The sequence below is a fragment of the Streptomyces sp. NPDC002690 genome, assembly GCF_053592415.1.
Genome location: NZ_JBSFVR010000184.1, coordinates 1 through 14,505 on the forward strand (window position 1 = coordinate 1; position 14,505 = coordinate 14,505).

Annotated in this window: 17 protein-coding genes and 1 pseudogene; 5 read left to right on the forward strand and 13 right to left on the reverse strand. The window is 70.7% G+C overall.

Annotated elements, in window-relative coordinates; all coding sequences use genetic code 11:
• Positions 1 to 176 precede the first annotated feature (176 nt).
• From ACWD3D_RS22060 to ACWD3D_RS22085, 6 genes are all read right to left on the reverse strand, one after another.
• Positions 177 to 884 carry a lysophospholipid acyltransferase family protein gene (locus tag ACWD3D_RS22060; RefSeq protein WP_451462545.1) on the reverse strand — a complete coding sequence of 236 codons (708 nt, stop codon included), beginning with the start codon at positions 882 to 884 and terminating at the stop codon, positions 177 to 179.
• A gap of 142 nt (positions 885 to 1,026) precedes the next feature.
• A complete protein-coding gene (locus ACWD3D_RS22065; RefSeq protein ID WP_327174417.1) occupies positions 1,027 to 1,185 on the reverse strand; it encodes a hypothetical protein in 159 nt (52 codons plus the stop codon).
• A gap of 66 nt (positions 1,186 to 1,251) precedes the next feature.
• Positions 1,252 to 2,205, reverse strand: a complete 954-nt coding sequence (locus ACWD3D_RS22070; protein WP_451462546.1) for a cytochrome c oxidase assembly protein — start codon at positions 2,203 to 2,205, stop codon at positions 1,252 to 1,254.
• A 156-nt stretch (positions 2,206 to 2,361) separates the two neighbouring features.
• Complete coding sequence (locus tag ACWD3D_RS22075; protein ID WP_387374822.1) at positions 2,362 to 3,387, reverse strand: 6-phosphofructokinase; 1,026 nt, start codon at positions 3,385 to 3,387, stop codon at positions 2,362 to 2,364.
• Between the two features lie 163 nt (positions 3,388 to 3,550).
• On the reverse strand, positions 3,551 to 4,279 hold the full coding sequence (locus tag ACWD3D_RS22080) for a type 1 glutamine amidotransferase (protein WP_451462547.1): 729 nt from the start codon (positions 4,277 to 4,279) through the stop codon (positions 3,551 to 3,553).
• Between the two features lie 31 nt (positions 4,280 to 4,310).
• Complete coding sequence (locus ACWD3D_RS22085; protein WP_451462548.1) at positions 4,311 to 5,549, reverse strand: MurT ligase domain-containing protein; 1,239 nt, start codon at positions 5,547 to 5,549, stop codon at positions 4,311 to 4,313.
• 113 nt (positions 5,550 to 5,662) lie between these two features.
• Here ACWD3D_RS22085 and def point away from each other — a divergent pair, with 113 nt between their 5' ends.
• Positions 5,663 to 6,211 carry a peptide deformylase gene (gene def / locus ACWD3D_RS22090; protein WP_451462549.1) on the forward strand — a complete coding sequence of 183 codons (549 nt, stop codon included), beginning with the start codon at positions 5,663 to 5,665 and terminating at the stop codon, positions 6,209 to 6,211.
• Positions 6,212 to 6,222: 11 nt separating this feature from the next.
• Here the strand turns inward: def and ACWD3D_RS22095 are convergent, their stop codons facing one another.
• Positions 6,223 to 6,870: a TetR family transcriptional regulator gene (locus tag ACWD3D_RS22095; RefSeq protein WP_451462550.1), complete on the reverse strand. Its 648-nt coding sequence runs from the start codon at positions 6,868 to 6,870 to the stop codon at positions 6,223 to 6,225.
• Positions 6,871 to 7,051: 181 nt separating this feature from the next.
• Between ACWD3D_RS22095 and ACWD3D_RS22100 the strand changes: the two genes are divergently transcribed.
• On the forward strand, positions 7,052 to 8,278 hold the full coding sequence (locus ACWD3D_RS22100) for an acyl-CoA dehydrogenase family protein (protein ID WP_451462551.1): 1,227 nt from the start codon (positions 7,052 to 7,054) through the stop codon (positions 8,276 to 8,278).
• A gap of 22 nt (positions 8,279 to 8,300) precedes the next feature.
• On the opposite strand, the pseudogene ACWD3D_RS22105 reads toward ACWD3D_RS22100, so the two are convergent.
• Positions 8,301 to 8,549: pseudogene (locus tag ACWD3D_RS22105) on the reverse strand (S24 family peptidase); the annotation flags it as partial.
• Positions 8,550 to 8,737: 188 nt separating this feature from the next.
• Between ACWD3D_RS22105 and sodN the strand changes: the two are divergent.
• Positions 8,738 to 9,133: a superoxide dismutase, Ni gene (sodN, locus tag ACWD3D_RS22110; RefSeq protein WP_387371561.1), complete on the forward strand. Its 396-nt coding sequence runs from the start codon at positions 8,738 to 8,740 to the stop codon at positions 9,131 to 9,133.
• Positions 9,134 to 9,349: 216 nt separating this feature from the next.
• On the opposite strand, the gene ACWD3D_RS22115 is transcribed toward sodN, so the two are convergent.
• The 5 genes from ACWD3D_RS22115 to ACWD3D_RS22135 all read right to left on the reverse strand — a co-directional run bounded on the left by ACWD3D_RS22115 (position 9,350) and on the right by ACWD3D_RS22135 (position 13,515).
• Complete coding sequence (locus ACWD3D_RS22115; protein ID WP_451462552.1) at positions 9,350 to 10,048, reverse strand: hypothetical protein; 699 nt, start codon at positions 10,046 to 10,048, stop codon at positions 9,350 to 9,352.
• 383 nt (positions 10,049 to 10,431) lie between these two features.
• Complete coding sequence (locus ACWD3D_RS22120) at positions 10,432 to 10,776, reverse strand: DUF952 domain-containing protein (RefSeq protein WP_451462553.1); 345 nt, start codon at positions 10,774 to 10,776, stop codon at positions 10,432 to 10,434.
• On the reverse strand, positions 10,773 to 11,789 hold the full coding sequence (locus tag ACWD3D_RS22125; protein ID WP_451462554.1) for an NAD-dependent epimerase/dehydratase family protein: 1,017 nt from the start codon (positions 11,787 to 11,789) through the stop codon (positions 10,773 to 10,775). Before ACWD3D_RS22125 ends, ACWD3D_RS22120 begins: the two co-directional genes overlap by 4 nt.
• 220 nt (positions 11,790 to 12,009) lie before the next feature.
• Positions 12,010 to 12,462 (reverse strand): DUF6304 family protein, encoded by a 453-nt coding sequence (locus tag ACWD3D_RS22130; RefSeq protein WP_451462555.1) that lies wholly within the window; start codon positions 12,460 to 12,462, stop codon positions 12,010 to 12,012.
• Positions 12,463 to 12,549: 87 nt separating this feature from the next.
• Complete coding sequence (locus tag ACWD3D_RS22135) at positions 12,550 to 13,515, reverse strand: zinc-binding dehydrogenase (RefSeq protein ID WP_451462556.1); 966 nt, start codon at positions 13,513 to 13,515, stop codon at positions 12,550 to 12,552.
• A gap of 148 nt (positions 13,516 to 13,663) precedes the next feature.
• Between ACWD3D_RS22135 and ACWD3D_RS22140 the strand changes: the two genes are divergently transcribed.
• Together ACWD3D_RS22140 and ACWD3D_RS22145 are read left to right on the forward strand one after the other, a co-directional pair.
• Positions 13,664 to 13,873 (forward strand): sigma factor-like helix-turn-helix DNA-binding protein, encoded by a 210-nt coding sequence (locus ACWD3D_RS22140; protein WP_451462557.1) that lies wholly within the window; start codon positions 13,664 to 13,666, stop codon positions 13,871 to 13,873.
• Positions 13,873 to 14,481 carry a Clp protease N-terminal domain-containing protein gene (locus ACWD3D_RS22145; protein WP_451462558.1) on the forward strand — a complete coding sequence of 203 codons (609 nt, stop codon included), beginning with the start codon at positions 13,873 to 13,875 and terminating at the stop codon, positions 14,479 to 14,481. Before ACWD3D_RS22140 ends, ACWD3D_RS22145 begins: the two co-directional genes overlap by 1 nt.
• Positions 14,482 to 14,505: the final 24 nt, after the last annotated feature.

Consider the following 14,505-nt stretch of genomic DNA (forward strand, 5'->3'; position numbering starts at 1 on the left):
TCCTTGCGGTCCCGGGTCGAGTAGACCTGGAACTCGATTCCCGTGCCCTGCTGGATGATCCGGAAGCCGAGGTACCCGGCGGGTGTCCCGATCGGCGCACCCGGGCACCCCGGCCCGCGACCGGGCGCCCCGCCCCGCCCCGTGGCAAGGCCCCAGGACCCGAGGTCCCGGGGGCCTCAGCGCTCCTCGCCCGGCGGGCCGGGCCGCTTCGACGCCGCGGCCTTCACCTTCGCCGCGTACTCGTCCACGTACTCCTGCCCGGACAGGTTCAGGATCGCGTACATGATCTCGTCCGTGACCGCCCGGATCGCGGCTTTCTGGTTGTCCAGCCCGGCGTACCGGGAGAAGTCCAGCGGCTCGCCGAAACGGATCGTGACCTGCCGGATGCTGGGTACCTTCTGCCCGGGCGGCTGGATCTCGAAGGTGCCGACCATCGCGCAGGGGATCACCGGGACGCCCGACCTGATGGCCATCACCGCGACCCCGACCTTGCCCTTGTAGAGGCGCCCGTCGTGCGAGCGGGTGCCTTCCGGGTAGATGCCGAGCAGCTCGCCCTTGGCGAGGACCCCGAGCCCTTCACGGATGGCCGCCGAACCCGCCTCCTTGCCCGACCGGTCCACCGGGATCTGGCCGATGCTGTGGAAGAACGCCGCCGTCAGCTTCCCCTTGATCCCGGGACCGGTGAAGTACTCCGCCTTCGCCAGGAAGGTGATGCGGCGCTTCAGCATGGCGGGCATCAGGAAGTGGTCCGAGAAGGACAGGTGGTTTCCCGCGATGATCGCGGCGCCCTCGGCCGGGACGTGGTCGAGTCCCTCGATGCGGGGCCGGAAGAGCAGCCGCAGCAGCGGGCCGAACACGGCGTACTTCAGTACGTAGTAGAACACGGAGGGTGAACCTCGCTCTGCCGGATCGGCCTCGGGCTGCTTCGTGCCGGACACCCGACGCGGGTGGTGCGGGCCCGTCAGTGTAAGCCGTGCGGCGCCCGGGCCGGCGGGTACGCGGACCGGGACACCACATCGGCCCGGTTCAGGCGTCCCGGACGGCGAGCATGCCGAGCGTGCACAGCCCCAGCACCACCCACCCGAACCAGAGCCAGCCGTTGCTCCCCAGCGCCACCGTGTACGCCGTCACCGCCACCAGGGCCGCGACGGTGATGACTCCCATGGACTTCGTCGATCCGGACATGCGCGCACGCTCCTCGTCGGCCGCGCGGCCGTTGGGACCATGGTCACCCCGGAGGCAGGTGCCGCGCTACCGTCCGCGCGCCTGCAAAGAGGCCAGATACGCGTTGTACGCCGCCAGCTCCTGGTCGCCGTCCCGGTCCGCCGCCCGGTCCTCGCGCTTCGCGAGCCGCTGGTCGGAGCGGTACCACTGGAAGACCAGCGCGATCAGCACCAGCACGGACGGCACCTCGCTGAAGGCCCAGGCGATGCCGCCCGCCCAGCTCTGATCGGCCAGCGCGTCGACGCCCAGCGAGGCCGGAGGGTGCTTGTACGACTCCACCATCGGCTGGGACGCCATCATCAGGGCGATGCCGAAGAACGCGTGGAACGGCATCCCCGCGAAGAGCTCCAGCATCCGCATCACGTAGCCCGGCCGGTGCGGGCCGGGATCGATCCCCATGATCGGCCAGAAGAAGACCAGCCCGACCGCGAGGAAGTGCACCATCATCGCCAGGTGACCCGGCTTCGAGCCCATGAGGAAGTCGAAGAGCGGGGTGAAGTAGAGGGCGTAGAGGCTGGCGATGAAGAGCGGGATCGTGAAGACCGGATGCGTGATGATCTTCATGTAGCGGCTGTGCAGCAGCATCAGCAGCAGCTCGCGAGGGCCCTTGGCGCCCCGTCTCCCCGCCACCGGCAGCGCCCGCAGCGCGAGGGTCACCGGCGCGCCCAGCAGCAGCAGGATCGGGGAGAGCATGCTGATCACCATGTGCTGGATCATGTGCACGCTGAACATGACCATGCCGTAGTCGTTCAGCCGGGTGCACATCACCAGGGCGATGCTGAGCACCCCGATCACGAAGAAGACGATCCGGTTGACCGGCCAGTCGTCCCCACGCCGCCGCAGCCGCACCACGGCCCAGCCGTACAGGGCCAGTGCCGCGAGGCAGCCGACCAGGAAGAACGGGTCTGCCGAGAACGCGAGCCCGCGGCCCAGTGTGAACGGCGGCAGATCCATGTTCATGCCGTGCCCGCCGTGATCCATCTGTTCACTCCTGCTGGGGGACGTCCCCGATTCGTGCCGGTTGTCCGGTCCAGACTAGGACTGCCCCCGGCCGCACTCGCGGCCGGGGGCAGTCCCGGGGTGTCGTGGCCGCTCCTCCGTGAGCGGGGGAGCGGGAACAGGAGGGAGCGCGGGGGCTCAGAGGACGCAGTCCACCTCGGCGTACCGCTCTGCCGGAACGGTCTTGAGGGTCTCCACCGCGGAGGTCAGCGGCACCATCCGGATGTCCGTGCCCTGCAACGCCGTCATCATGCCGAACTCGCCGCGGTGCACCGCCTCCACCGCGTGCCATCCGAAGCGGGTGGCGAGCACCCGGTCGTACGCCGTCGGGGTACCACCGCGCTGGACATGGCCGAGAATGACCGGGCGGGCCTCCTTGCCGAGGCGCTGCTCCAGCTCGATCGAGAGCTGGGACGCTATCCCCGCGAAACGCTCGTGCCCGTAGATGTCCTCGGAACCGGTGGCGAAGGCCATCGTGCCGTCCTGCGGCTTGGCGCCCTCGGCGACCACCACGATCGCGAACTTCTTGCCCGCCGAGAAGCGCTCCCCGACGACCCTGGTCAGCTCGTCGATGTGGAAGGGGCGCTCCGGCACGACGATGGCGTGCGCGCCGGCCGCCATGCCCGAGTGCAGTGCGATCCAGCCGGTGTGACGGCCCATGACCTCCACGATCAGCACCCGCTGGTGCGACTCCGCGGTCGTCTTCAGCCGGTCCAGCGCGTCGGTGGCCACACCCACGGCCGTGTCGAAACCGAAGGTGACGTCGGTGGAGGCGATGTCGTTGTCGATGGTCTTCGGCACGCCGACGATCGGCAGTCCCGCCTCGGAGAGGAGGTTGGCCGCCTTCAGCGTGCCTTCGCCGCCGATCGGGATGATCGCGTCGAGACCCAGATCGGCGACATGGCCCCGGGCCCGCTCCACGCCACCGCGCAGATGCGCGGGCTGCACCCGGGACGAGCCGAGGATGGTGCCGCCGAGCGCCAGGATGCCGCCGACCGCGTCCAGGTCGAGCTTGCGGTAGTCGCACTCCAGCAGACCGCGCCAGCCGTCGTGGAAGCCGATGACCTCGTCGCCGTGGTCGACAACCGCCCGGTGCACTACGGAGCGGATGACTGCGTTGAGACCGGGGCAGTCGCCGCCGGACGTGAGGACACCAATGCGCATTGCCCGAGGAACCTTTGCAACGTGGGCCGACGACCGGACCGCGTCGTCCGGCTGAATACCCGCCACCCTACCGGCGCAGGGTGGCGGGACCGAACCCTCTGTCCGCCTGCTGGACTCCGCTCAGTTGAGCCGGAATCAACTCAGCCGAAACAAGGCCGACACATCAGGCCGGCTGCGTCGCCGCGGCGATGCGCTCCGACCTCAGCGCCTCGTACCAGTGGTCGTTCACCGGCGGCAGTGCGTTGACGTCGAGGGCCAGCTTCAGCAGCAGATCGGCGATCAGCGGGTTGCGCGCCAGCACCGGACCATGCATGTACGTCCCGAACACGGTGTCGCTGTACGCGCCCTCGGTACCGTCGCCGGTGCCGTTGCCGCGGCCCACCCGGACCCGGGCGAACGGACGCGCCGTCGGCCCGAGATGGGTGACGCCCTGGTGGTTCTCGAAACCGGTGAGCGGCGGCAGGCCGAGGTTCGGGTCGATGTCGCCCAGTACGTCGCCGACGCACCGTGCGCCTTCGCCGCGGGTCGTCACCACGTCGAGCAGCCCGAGGCCGGGCTCCCGCTCCCCGAGGTCGTTGATGAACTCGTGGCCCAGGATCTGGTAGCCCGCGCAGACCGAGAAGATGATCGCGCCGTTCGACGCGGCCCGGCTCAGCCCGCCGTCGCGGCGCAGCCGCTCCGCCGCCAGCCGCTGCGGCCGGTCCTCACCGCCGCCGATGAGGTAGATGTCGCCCGACGTGGGGATCGGCTGGTCGCTGCGTACGTCGACCCGCTGCACGTCGAGGCCGCGCTGCCGTGCCCGCCGCTCGACGACGAGGGCGTTGCCCTGGTCGCCGTAGGTGCTGAGGAGGTCGGGATAGACCCAGACCAGACGCAGACCGTTGTTGCTCATGCTTCGTCCTCTCCGGAGGCCCTGGCGGGGATCAGTTGCCGACACGACGGCGCAGATCCTGGAAGGCGGTGTAGTTGGCGATGACCTCGATGCGGCCGGGCGGGGCCAGCTGGACGGCCTCGTCCAGGGTCTCGCAGACACGGAAGTCCAGACCGGCCACTTCGAGCCGGACGGCGAGGTCCATCTTGCGGTCCCCGAGCACGAAGATCGGGTGACCGGACAGCTGCGTGTAGTCGACGTCCCACAGCCAGGAAGTGTCCGTGCCGTCCGCGCCGCGCGCGTTGACGGAGAGGATCACCGGCGTCGGCGGGGGGTCGATGAGCGAGAACGTCTCCAGCCAGCCGGCCGGGTTCTTCGCCAGCAGCAGCCGCAGCTCGCGGTTGTGGAACGAGACCACGTCGTAACGGCCCGCCACCGCCTGTACCTGGTACATCCGCTCCAGGGCCACCTGCGGGGGCACGCCGAAGACGGCCGCCACGGCGGCCGACGAAGTCGCGTTCGCCCTGTTGGCGCGACCCGGCAGCTGGAGGTGGATCGGCCAGGCCGAGCCGTGCGGGTCGAGCACGTAATCGCCGTTGAGCGCCCAGCTCGGCGCGGGACGGCGGAAGCCGCACTGTCCGCAGAACCAGTCGTCACCGGGCCGCTGCATCACGCCGCCGCAGGAGGGGCAGGACCAGGCGTCGTCCTTCCACGCCTGCCCGGCCGCCACCCACACCACGTTCTGGGACGACGAGGCCGCCCAGACGATCAGCGGGTCGTCCGCGTTGGCGATGATGACGGCCTTCGAGCCCGCCAGTCCTTCGCGCCAGTGCTCGGCCAGCATGCGGGTCTCCGCGGCTCGGTCGAGCTGGTCGCGGGAGAGGTTGAGCAGTGCGATCGCCTTGGGCGTCGTGTCGCGCGCCACTCCGGCGAGGTACTTCTCGTCGACCTCGATCACGCCGAACCGGGCATCCGATCCACCGGCCAGGGCCGAGGTGATGCCCGCGGGCATGTTCGCTCCGAGCGCGTTCGAGACGACGGGCCCGGCGGCCCGCAGTGCCTCGGCGATCAGCCGGGTGGTGGTCGTCTTGCCGTTCGTCGCCGACACGAGGATCACGTCCAGGTGCTGCGCCAGTCGCCCCAGCAGGTCGGGGTCGAGCTTGAGCGCCACCCGGCCGCCGATCACCGATCCGCTGCCGCGCCCCGCCGCGCGCGACACCGCCGCCGCGGCCTTGCCCGCCGTCACGGCCAGCTTGGCCCGCGGCGACAACGGCTCCGTGTTGCCTGCCATCGTCCTAGATCCTCCTTGCATCGGTCCACGCCCAGCCTATCGATGTCCAGCGCGACGGCCGCACCGCGGCACCACGGAACTGGGCGGTCAAGGCGGACCGTACCCTTACGGCCATGCGAAACCGCCCGATCCCCGGCAGTTCCGGAATCATTCGTACCGTGAGCACCCTCGGTGACCCCGTCCTCCACCGTGCCTGCGAGGACGTCACCGATTTCGGTCCCTCGCTCACCCGGCTGGTGGAGGACATGTTCGCCACCATGTACGCGGCCCAGGGGGTCGGTCTCGCGGCCAACCAGATCGGTGTGCCGCTCCGGGTCTTCGTATACGACTGCCCGGACGACGACGATGTCCGCCACCTCGGCCACGTGGTCAACCCCCGGCTGGTGGAGGCGGACGGCATCACGGTACGCGGCCCGGAGGGGTGCCTGTCACTGCCGGGCATCGAGGCGGGCACCCAGCGCTTCGACCGGGCGGTGGTGCGCGGGCGCACCGTCACCGGCGAGGAGACGGAGATCACCGGTACGGGTTGGTTCGCGCGCTGTCTCCAGCACGAGTGCGACCACCTGGACGGCACGGTCTACACGGAACGGCTGACCGGACTGCGCCGGGCGCGGGCGTTGCGCAAGGCTCGCCGGGCGCCCTGGGCCGCCACCGGGGACTGACCCCGGGGCGTTCAGAAGCCGGGTGCGCCCGGCTTGTCACCCACCTCGGCCAGCCGGCCCCAGAGCAGGTCGGCGAGGCTGCGCACCAGGCGTTCGCGCGGGACGGGCCGGTCGCCGAGCCACCAGTCGCCCGCCGCGTGCATCATCCCGACGATGCCGTGGCCCCAGATCCGGGCCGTCTCCTCGCCGTCCGCCCCGAGGTCCACCCGCTCGGCGATGACCCGTCCGAGCTCCTCGCCCAGGCGCCGCAGCAGCGGCACGGAGTGGCGGCCGGTGTCGAACCCCGGCTCGGGGGCGGGGACGTCGTCGGACGGGTGCATCAGGAAGCGGTAGACCTGCGGACGGGCCTCGATGGCCGCGAGGTAGGTGTCGAGGGTGTTCTCCACCCGTCGGCGGCGTTCGGCGGGCGCGTCGAGCGCCGCGCGAAGATTGCCCAGCAGGGCGTCGGTGTGCCGTTGCGCGAGGGCGCGGTAGAGGCCCCCCTTGTCGCCGAAGTGGCGGTAGAGAATCGGCTTGGTGATGCCCGCCTCGGCGGCGATGGCGTTCATGGAGGCCCTGGGGCCGTCCCTGAGCACCACCCGGTCGGCTGCCTCCAGCAGTTCCCGGCGCCGCTGCTCGGCCGCCGTCCGCTGCCGATCTGCCTGTCGTGCGGTCTCCATCTGTCGCCCTTTCCCCACCCCTGACACCTCTGGCCTGGCGCTTTGCGCGCGCCCGGGCAACGTAACACCCCGCCCCGGAAAGACGCGGACCGGTCCATGAGCGGTTGACAGCGGCTACTTGCCGGTAACAGACTGCTGTTACCGTAAGTAACGCGATGTCGGGCAGTACATGGAGGGGAACATGGCCGAGTTCACGCTTGAGCTCAACGAAGACCAGAAGCAGGTGCGCGACTGGCTCCACGGCTTCGCCGCCGACGTGATCCGGCCGGCGGCGTCGGAGTGGGACGAGCGTGAGGAGACCCCCTGGCCGGTCATCCAGGAGGCGGCCAAGGTCGGCATCTACTCGCTCGACTTCTACGCCCAGCAGTTCTTCGACCCCACCGGCCTCGGCATCCCGGTGGCCATGGAGGAGCTCTTCTGGGGCGACGCGGGTATCGCCCTGTCGATCGTCGGCACGGGCCTCGCCGCCGTGGGCGTCCTGGCCAACGGCACCGAGGAGCAGATCGGCACCTGGATTCCGCAGATGTACGGCGACGCGAACGACGTCAAGCTCGCCGCCTTCTGCTCCTCCGAGCCCGACGCCGGTTCCGACGTCGCCTCGATGCGTACCCGCGCCGTCTACGACGCGGCGAAGGACGAGTGGGTGCTCAACGGCACCAAGACCTGGGCGACCAACGGCGGCATCGCCAACGTCCACGTCGTGGTGGCCGTCGTCGACGCCGAACTCGGCTCGAAGGGCCACGCTTCCTTCATCGTGCCGCCGAACACCCCGGGGCTGTCCCAGGGGCAGAAGTTCAAGAAGCACGGCATCCGCGCGTCGCACACCGCGGAGGTGGTCCTGGAGGACGTCCGCGTCCCCGGAGCCTGCCTGCTCGGCGGCAAGGAGAAGCTCGACGAGCGCCTGGCCCGCGCCCGCGAGCGGGCGAAGTCGGGCGGCGAGCGCGTGAAGAACGCCGCGATGGCCACCTTCGAGGCGTCCCGCCCGGCCGTCGGCGCCATGGCGGTCGGCACCGCCCGCGCCGCGTACGAGGTCGCCCTCGACTACGCCAAGACCCGCACCCAGTTCGGCCGCCCGATCATCGACAACCAGGGCATCGCCTTCCAGCTCGCCGACATGCGCACCCGGATCGACGCCGCCCGGCTGCTGGTCTGGCGCGCCTCCTGGATGGCCACCACCAACAAGCCCTTCACCTCGGCCGAGGGCTCGATGTCGAAGCTGTACGCCAGCGAGACCGCGAAGCAGGTCACCGCCCAGGCCGTCCAGATCCTCGGCGGCAACGGCTTCACCCGCGAGTACCCGGTGGAGCGGATGCACCGGGACGCGGCGATCTACACCATCTTCGAGGGCACCAGCGAGATCCAGCGCCTGGTGATCGCCCGCACGCTGTCCGGCATGCCGATCCGCTGACACCGGGACGCCGAAACGGCCGGGTGTTGTCGGCCAGCACCCACCAACCGCCCGGGCGGCGCTCGGTGGCCCGCTTCACCACCAGCAGATCCTGCTGGAAGGGGTGGCGCAGGATCACCACGTCCCCCGGGCGCACCGGAGCCCCGTACTGCACGAGGAGCCGGTCGCCGTGATAGAGCGTCGGCACCATCGAGGGCCCCGTCACCTCCACCACCTGAAACCGCACCCCTGCCGCCCGCCCGTTTCCGGGCCCCTGCGCAGGCTCCGCCATCTCCGCTACCTCCCCGGTCCGTTCGTCCGCGTCCAGTACACCGTGTCGGGCGCCGCTCGTACATTCGGCCTCGGGCGCTCATCCTCACCCCGGACTTTTGGCCTAAGCCCATGGGGGCACTAGCCGAAAGGCGTGCTCCACGGAGTAATGTCCCACCTGAGAAGACGATCACGAGGAAGGACCGCTCCATGCTTTCCCGCCTGTTTGCCCCCAAGGTCAAGGTCAGCGCCCACTGCGACCTGCCCTGCGGTGTGTACGACCCGGCCCAGGCCCGCATCGAGGCGGAGTCCGTCAAGGCCGTCCAGGACAAGTACCAGGCCAACGAGGACGCGGACTTCCGCACCCGCTCGGTCCTGATCAAGGAGCAGCGTGCGGAGCTCGCGAAGCACCACGTCTCCGTGCTCTGGAGCGACTACTTCAAGGCCCCGCACTTCGAGAAGTACCCCCAGCTGCACCAGCTGGTCAACGACACCCTGAAGGCGCTCTCCGCCGCCAAGGCGTCGAACGACCCGGCCACGGGCCAGAAGGCTCTGGACCTGATCGCCGAGATCGACAAGATCTTCTGGGAGACCAAGAAGGCCTGATCTCAGGTCGGGACCTCCGGCCCGCGAGCTTCGCGGGTCGTGTCGCCCCACTGACCGCACCCGGTCCGCGGGACGCCGTGCATGGCGTTCATCACGCGGGCCGGGTGCGGTCTTTTTCGTCCGGCCGCACAGGCTGACACTCCCCCTGTGCGACGCGTTCCTTGAGGGAACGCCGGGAGTTCTTCCTCGGGGAACGCGGCAGCCGGCGGAGCGGAATCAGCGGGGCCGCTGAGCGGTTTGCTGAAGGCGCTCATGGAGACAGGGGGCGTCGAGACGCGCGTCGGTGACACGGTCACGCACGTCGGAGAGGAGCCAGCCCAGCAACTCGGTAGAGGCGTCGTACTCCTCGTAGAAGCCCATGCGCAGGTCGGTGATCTCGCACTCGAACATCACGTCGTCGACGAGGTCCGCCAAGTGCGCGTCGGCGGCCGGGGTACGGGTCGCGGTCCATATGTTCAGCCAAGGGCGCAGGCTGTTGGTGGCCACCGTGATGACGCTGAGGGAGTCCCTGGCGGACACGGGGCTGGGGTGGGTGTGCAGCGTGCTCTGCCACCACGCTGACCAGACGTCCCGGAGAGCCTCGGTCAAGGGCGAGTCCCAGGTGGTCCATCCCGCCTGAACCAGGCGGGATGCGATGAGCTCCTCGTCGATGTGGAGCTCGCCCGTGACGAGAAGGCGGATGATGCGCGGGGCGAGGCGACGGTAGAGGCGAGGGAAGTCTTCCCAATGATCAGGGACCTTTGCCGCGACAGAGGAAACCACGTCGTCGGTCATGAGGTGCAGCGGCCCGGAGAGTTCGGTGAAATCCCGCTCGTCGTAGCAGTACATGCACCCCGTGACGGGGAAGGGAACCTCTGAGGCGAAGGCGCGGTCCAGGGCATCGAGAGTGGCCGTGAGCTGCTCGGAGACAGACATGAAGACCTGCCGGGGGAACTCCGTCCGGGTAACCGGAGAAGATCCAAAGCTATCAGGCCGTCCCCCTGTTCTCGGGCGATGTCCCGATGGTCCGAGTGGAGGGTGCCGAAGTTCCGTGAAGGGATCAACTCCGTTCCCCGCAACGCTGAATGGGTAGGGCCGCGTGGGCGGGACCACGTGGAGCTCGCCTCCATCCTCCCTGGACGTCATCGAGTCCGGTGAACTCGCCCTGTACGAGCGAGCGAGCCTTCGAACGACGAAGCGCGGCAGCCTCCTACGGGGACAGTGCCGTGGCCACTCCGACCAAGGCCCTTGCCTTCCGGGTCGCCGCCCGTACGGATCGCTGACCGGAGCTCCGGGACGGTGGGGCCCCGGCACCCTTCTCAGGCCGGTGTTCCGCCCGGCCCGCCCCCGGTCCACGGCCGTACCTCGACCACCGCGTCCACCGGCAGCGGGCCGTACAAGTGCGGGAACTCCTCGCCGCCCTCGGCCATGGCCTCGTGGCGCAGGGGTGCGGTGAGGCGGGTCGGGTCGATGACCAGGACGATCAGCTCGACTTCCTCGGAGCCGTACAGCATGCGGGCGACGGCGGGCAGTTGGTGGGGGTGGGAGAGGTGGATGAAGCCCTCCTGCCGGAGGGTGCGGCCCCGGGTGGACCAGGTGTAGGCACCGTCGTGCAGGGCTGCTGCCCAGAGGGCGGGTTCGGTGAGGTGGAGGAGTTCGGTCATGCCTTCACGCTAGGCCCTTGGCCTGCCGCCAGCAGGCGGGCCTCCACCTCCGGGGCGAGGCCGACCGGGGGCCGGTCGGGGCGCTGTGGGGCGACCCCGCCCACCGACTTCAGCCAGGTCCAGGTGTCGGCGACGGTCTCGTCGACCGGACGGCAACGCAGCCCCGCGGCGAGGGCCTTGCTGACGTCGCCCCGGTGGAGCGTGTCGTGCATCTCCCCGGCGGGCAACCAGACCGGGAGCTCGGTCCAGGGCTCCACGCCTGCCGCGAGGATGGTGTCGGGGTCGGTCCAGCGCAGCTCGGCGTCGGAGCCGGTGACCCGGACGCAGGTGTCCAGCAGCTCGCCCAGGGTGGCGTGACCGGACTCGCTGACCGTGTTGTACGGGCCGTGCAGGCCCCGCTCCGCCGCGTCCAGCACCCACGTGGCGAGGTCCCGGGCGTCGATGTACTGGAGCGGGCTGTCGTGGGGGCCCGGCGCCAGGACGGGGCCGCCCCGGGCTATCCGGTTCAGCCACCACGGGAGCCGGCCGATGTTCTCGTACGGGCCGAGGATCAGGCCGGGGCGTGCCAGCAGGGCGCGGTCGCCGAAGGCGTCGAGTGCGGCCAGCTCGCCGCCGAGCTTGGCCTGCGGGTACGGGACCTCCCCCTCCTCGTCCGGAGAGGCGCCGGACACGAGTGGGCCGTCCTCCGGCAGTCCGGCGGGGGTCGGGTACGCGTACACCGAGCGGGTCGAGACGTACGTGTAGTGGCCGGCCCGGTCCGCGAGCAGGCGGGCCGCGTCCCGGACCGCCACGGGAGCACCGGTCCAGGTGTCGACCACCGCGTCCCACTCGCCGCTTTCCAGCGCCGCCAGACCGGCCTTTCTCGCCGTCCGGTCGCCACGCAGCGCCGCCGCGCCGGGGGTGGGCTGCCCGCGGCCCCGGTTGAACATGGTGACGTCCCAGCCGCGGGCCAGTGCCGCCTCGGTGACGGACCGTCCGACGAACTCCGTGCCGCCCAGAATCAGGATCTTCATGATGCGACTCTGCCCCGGTTCGCAGGCGAAGGGAACCTGGCCTCGCTGTCGGCAGATCGGGGAACGAACGCGGGCTTCCGGGAGTTCGGCGCCCTCTCGCCCTGAACCCTGTGACCCGCGGCCCCGGAACCCGGCGCCCCGGAACCCCGCGCCCCGAACCCCCGCCATCGAACCCCCGCGCCCCGCGCCCCGTACCCCGTGGCCGGACCGCGCTGGCCGGTCAGAGAGCCGGGGCCCGTAGCTGGACGTCCTGGGGCAGGGCGCCGCGTATCGCGGCCAGGGCGGCCGTGAAGTCGCGCTCGGCGCGCGCCGATTCGTAGAGCGCGCCGTCCAGGTGCAGGGCGAGGTGCACGTCCGGGTCCGAGCGGCGCAGGGAGAAGAGGCAGCTCATCGTCGCGGGTCGTTCGGTCTCCCCGGCGGCCCCGGCGCCGCCGGTGACTATGGCCACCGGCTGGTCCCACTCCAGGACGCAGTCCGTCAGCGCGCCGTCCGCGAGGGCGAACGTAGCGCCGTCCGGGAGGGGTTCCACCACCGGGCGGAGGTCGTCGAGGCGCTTGCCCTCGAAGTCGACACCCCGGATGCGCAGCTTGATCACTCCGCCGTCCGCGAAGACGGTGGCCGCGTCGGAACCCAAGTGGTCCCGGTACCAGCCTGCCCACGACTCGTTTGTCATGAGCAGGGACTGTAGCCCCTGCTCACAGCACGATTCGTGGCGCCCTCCCCTTAGGGTCCCCCGTCCGTACCGGTCCGGGGCCGGCGATCAGGAGGCGGTCAGCACGATCTTGCCGAACTGGTCGCCCGTGAGCATGCGTCCGAAGCCCTCGCGGGCCCGGTCCAGCGGCAGGACCGCGTCGATCACGGGCCGCACGCCGGTCGCCGCGCAGAAGGACAGCAGGTCCTCCAACTCGTCCTTGGAGCCCATCGTGGAGCCGACGATCTTGAGTTCGAGGAAGAAGATCCTGGTCAGCTCGGCGTGCGAGGGCCGGTCGCCGCTGGTGGCGCCGGAGATGACGAGAGTGCCGCCGGGGCGCAGGGACTTCACCGAGTGGGACCAGGTCGCGGCGCCGACCGTCTCGATGACGGCGTCCACGCGTTCGGGCAGCCGGGCGCCCGGCTCGAAGGCGTCGACGGCGCCCAGTTCGACCGCGCGCTTCCGCTTCGCCTCGTCCCGGCTGGTCGCGTAGACCCTCAGGCCGGCCGCGCGGCCGAGGACGATGGCGGCGGTGGCGACCCCGCCGCCCGCGCCCTGGACGAGTACGCGATCGCCCGGGCGCACGCCGGCGTTGGTGAAGAGCATCCGGTACGCGGTGAGCCAGGCGGTCGGCAGGCAGGCGGCCTGCTCGAAGCTCAGTTCCTTCGGCTTGGGCAGTACGTTCCAGGAGGGCACGGCGACCCGTTCGGCGAAGGTGCCCTGGTAGCGCTCGGTCAGGATGGAGCGCGGCTCCTTCGGTCCGACGCCGTGACCCGTCTGGCCGATCACCGAGTGCACCACGACCTCGTTGCCGTCCTCGTCGACGCCGGCCGCGTCGCAGCCCAGGATCATCGGCAGGCGGTCCTCCGTGATGCCCACTCCGCGCAGCGACCAGAGGTCGTGGTGGTTGAGCGAGGCGGCGCGGACCTCGACGGTGGTCCAGCCGGGCCGGGCCTCGGGAGCGGGGCGTTCGCCCAGTTCCAGGCCGGACAGGGGGTTCTCACGGTCGATGCGGGCTGCGTAGGCGGCGAACATGCCCCGACCCTAGGCCCGGCCGCCGCCCGATCCAACCGGCTGCCGGTGTGACACGCGCCGCGTCTCCCCGCCTCTTGCGCGGACCGCCCGGCGATCTCTCATGTCAACCGGGGTTGACGTCTCCGGCTTGTCAACTTATGTTGACAGCATGACCGAAGCAACGGACCTGGCCGCACGTGCCGGGGATCGCGATCCGCGCGTCGGGCTGCGGGCCGTCGCCGCGCTGCGGCGGCTGCTGGAGCAGCTCGAAGCCGTACAAGTCAGAAGCGCCCGCGTCAAGGGCTGGTCGTGGCAGGAGATCGCGGCCGAACTGGGCGTCAGCAGGCAGGCCGTGCACAAGAAGTACGGGAGGAACTGATGTTCGAGCGATTCACCAAGGAGGCCCGGGCCACCGTCGCCGGAGCCGTCACGCACTCCCGGAGTGCGGGGGAGGACAGCATCACCGAGGAGCACCTGCTGCTCTCCCTGCTGGACCAGGAATCGGGCCGGGCCGCGTTCGCCCTCACCGCGCTCGGGGTCACCGACCGCCGGACCTCCCTGGAAGCGGCGCTCGGCGAGGCCCGTCGACTGGGCGGTCTGACGAAGGCCGACACGGAGGCGCTGGCCGGACTCGGTATCGACGTCGGCGAGATCGTGGCCCGCATCGAGGAGGAGCACGGCGAGGGCGCGCTGGCCGAGGACGGCCGGGGACGCCGCCGCCGGTCCGGACGCCGTCCGCTCACCGCCGGCGCCAAGGGTGTTCTGGAGGGCTCCCTGCGCATCGCGGTGGGCCGGGGGGACCGCTTCATCGGCGGGGAGCACCTGCTGCTGGCGCTCGTCACGCGGCCCGGGGTGGTGGCGGACGTGCTCGCCGAGCACGGCGCCTCGTACGCGACCGTGGAGCGCGCGCTGTACGGGGCGGGGCGGGAAGGCGGGGGAGTAGCTGCCCGGGCGGCGTCATCCGGAATAAAAATAGTAAGAGAGTAGGGTAGGGAAAGACGGAGTGTATAA